Annotated in this window: 3 protein-coding genes; all 3 read right to left on the reverse strand. The window is 68.3% G+C overall.

Annotated features, from left to right (window positions below; all coding sequences use genetic code 11):
* On the reverse strand, window positions 1–723 hold a 723-nt coding region (locus QN345_RS17410; protein ID WP_323508964.1), incomplete at its 3' end, for a Mur ligase family protein.
* Window positions 724–725: 2 nt separating this feature from the next.
* Window positions 726–1,817 (reverse strand): phospho-N-acetylmuramoyl-pentapeptide-transferase, encoded by a 1,092-nt coding sequence (gene mraY, locus QN345_RS17415; RefSeq protein WP_134446097.1) that lies wholly within the window; start codon window positions 1,815–1,817, stop codon window positions 726–728.
* The coding region (locus tag QN345_RS17420) for a UDP-N-acetylmuramoyl-tripeptide--D-alanyl-D-alanine ligase (RefSeq protein WP_323508963.1) at window positions 1,814–3,053 on the reverse strand (1,240 nt) is incomplete at its 5' end. The genes mraY and QN345_RS17420, both read right to left, overlap by 4 nt.

Genomic DNA, 3,053 nt, shown 5'->3' on the forward strand with positions numbered 1-3,053 from the left:
GGCGTAGACGGTGGCTTTTGCCTCGCGGTAGGCGGCAGCGGAGCCGTGCCAGTCGAGGTGGTCGTCCGCGATGTTCAGGCAGACGCTCGCCCACGGCACGAGGGCGCCCGGCCCGGTGCGTGGCAGGTGGTGCAGCTGGTAGCTCGAGAGTTCGACGACGAGCACGTCCCAGCCGAGCGGGTCGCGGACGGCGTCGAGGACGGGCACGCCGATGTTGCCGCAGGGGGCGACCCGGTGGCCTGCTGCGGCGAGGATCGTCGCGGTCAGCTGCACGGTCGTGGTCTTGCCGTTGGTGCCCGTGACGAGGATCCACTCTGCCGGGGCGCCGACCTTGTCGCGCAGGCGCCAGGCCAGTTCGATGTCGCCCCAGACGGGGATTCCGGCTGCAGCGGCCCAGAGCAGCAGCGGGTGGTCGGGGTGGAAGCCGGGGCTGACGACGAGGAGTTCCGGACGGTGGGCGGCGAGTTCAGCGGGGACTTCGCTCAGGTCGGCCTGGACGAGCCCGGCGCCGATCACGCCGAGGAGCCTGGCCCGGTCGTCCGGGGCGTTACCGGCGACGACGAGGACGTCCGCGCCGAGTTCGGCGAGGGTGTCCGCCGCGGCGAAGCCGGTCACGCCAAGGCCGAGGACGGCGACCCGGAGCCCGGTCCAGTCGGCGTGCCAGCTGATGAGGCCGTCGAGGCGGCGATGGCCAGAGTGAGTGTCGTATGGGTTGTTGCTCATCATCATGCGGTCAGCCATTCGAGGTAGAACGAGCCGACGCCCGCCGCGACGAGGAGTCCGCCGACGATCCAGAACCTGACGACGACGGTGACCTCTGCCCAGCCCTTGAGCTCGAAGTGGTGGTGGATCGGGCTCATCAGGAAGATCCGTTTGCCCCGGGTGACCTTGAAGTACGCCCTCTGGACGATCACGGAGCCGGCTTCGATCACGAACAGGCCGCCGAGGAGCACGAGCAGGAGCTCGGTGCGGCTGAGGATCGCGAGTGCGGCCAGCGCCCCGCCGATGGCGAGGGACCCGGTGTCGCCGAGGAAGATCTTGGCGGGTGAGGTGTTCCACCACAGGAAGCCGATCAGGCCGCCGACGATCGCTGCGGCGACGATGGCGAGGTCGAGGGGGTCGCGCACGTTGTAGGAACGGTAGAGGTCGCCGATATCCGCTCCCCCGTACCTGGCCTGGTTGGACTGCCAGAAGCCGATCACGATGTACGCCCCGATGGCGAGGATCGATGACCCGGTCGCGAGCCCGTCGAGGCCGTCCGTCACGTTCACTCCGTTGGAGGTCGCGGCGACGAGGAAGCAGATCCAGACGATGAACAGGGCGATCCCGACGATGGTCCCGAGCTTCATGAAGTCGAGGGGCAGGTCGCGCAACAGTGAGATCTTGGTGGATGCCGGGGTGAGGCCGTGCCTGTTCGGGAACTGCAGCGCGAGAACGGCGAAGACGCCGGCGACGAGCACCTGCCCGCTGATCTTCTGCCAGCCGCCGAGGCCGAGGCTGCGCTGGTTCCGGGTCTTGATGAAGTCGTCGAGGAATCCGACGAGCCCGAGTCCGACCATCATGAACAGCACGAGCAACGGGGACGCCGTGATCGGGGTGCCCGTGAGCCACATCGCAAGGAAGTAGCTGATCAGGGTGCCGAGGATGATGACGATGCCACCCATGGTCGCGGTGCCGCGCTTGGCGTGGTGGCTCTTCGGGCCGTCATCGCGAATGAACTGTCCCCAGCCGAGCTTGTGGAAGAGCCGGATGAACAGCGGGGTCAGGGACAACGTGAAGACGAGCGACATCGCGCCGGACATCAGCAGGGCTCTCATGAGAAGAACTCCCCGAGGCGGTCGCCGAGGAACCTGAGGCCCGCGGAGTTCGACGACTTCACGAGCACCGTGTCACCGGGGCGGATGGTCGCGGTGAGGAGGGCGAAGGCGTCGTCCTGGTCGTCGACGAAGAGCGACTCCCCGTCCCAGGACCCCTCGTTGATCGTGCTGATGTGCATCCGGCGGGCGGCGAGTCCCACCACGACGAGCTGGGAGATGTTGAGTCGCACGGCGAGCAGTCCGATGCGGTCGTGCTCGTCCCCGGAGAATTCGCCGAGTTCGCTCATTTCGCCGAGGACGGCGACGGTGCGTTCTCCCGGCCGCCGGATCTGGGCGAGGGTCTTGAGGGCCGCCGTCATCGAATCGGGGCTCGCGTTGTACGCATCGTTGATGACCGTGACCCCGTCACGCCCGCCGAGCACCTGCATCCGCCAGCGTTCGGCCGTGACGACGGATTCGAGTGCCGCGACGATGTCGTCGATGCCGATCCCGAGCACCTCTGCGGTGGCCGCAGCGGCGAGGGCGTTCATCACGTGGTGCTCTCCGAGTACCTGGAAGGTCACCGGGCGGGTGTCGCCGCCCGCGAGGTGCAGGGTGAACGTCGTTCCGCTGCTCGAGACCTCGATCCCGGTCGCGTGCACGCCGGAGAAGTCCGTTCCGTCCGGTGCGCGCGAGGTGCCGGTGGCGTCCTGGCCGAACCAGACCACCCTGGCGCGGGTGTGTGCCCGCATTCCGGCGACGCGGGGGTCGTCGGCGTTCAGCACGGCGACATCCGTTGCGAGGAGGTCGGTGACCATTTCGGTCTTGGCGGCCAGGGTCGCTTCGATTCCGCCGAATTCGCCGGCGTGGGCGAGGCCGACCTTGAGGACGATCCCCACGTCCGGACGGACCATCCGGATCAGCCTGGCGATCTCGCCGATGCCGCTCGCGCCCATTTCGGCGACGAGGAACCGGGTGTCGAAGTCGACGGCGAGCATCGTGATCGGCGCGCCCACCTCGTTGTTGAAGGAGGCGCGGGCGGCGACGGTCGGGCCGACGCGTTCGAGGATGGCGCGCAGCAGGTTCTTGGTGGTCGTCTTTCCGTTGGACCCGGTCACGCCGATCACCCGGAGCCGACCCTCCGCGCGGACGCGGGCCACGACGAAGGTGGCGAGGTCGCCGAGGGCGACTCGATCCTCTACGCGGGCCCCGGCCACGAGAACTATCACGAAGTGAACGGCGTCAAGATCCCCTATT

This window comes from Cryobacterium sp. 10I1 (assembly GCF_035019805.1).
Lineage (GTDB): Bacteria > Actinomycetota > Actinomycetes > Actinomycetales > Microbacteriaceae > Cryobacterium > Cryobacterium glucosi.

What these genes read in the sequence shown, in the direction of transcription:
- mraY (WP_134446097.1), bottom strand. Translation starts at nt 1,817, where the DNA reads ATGAGAGCCCTGCTGATGTCCGGCGCGATGTCGCTCGTCTTCACGTTG.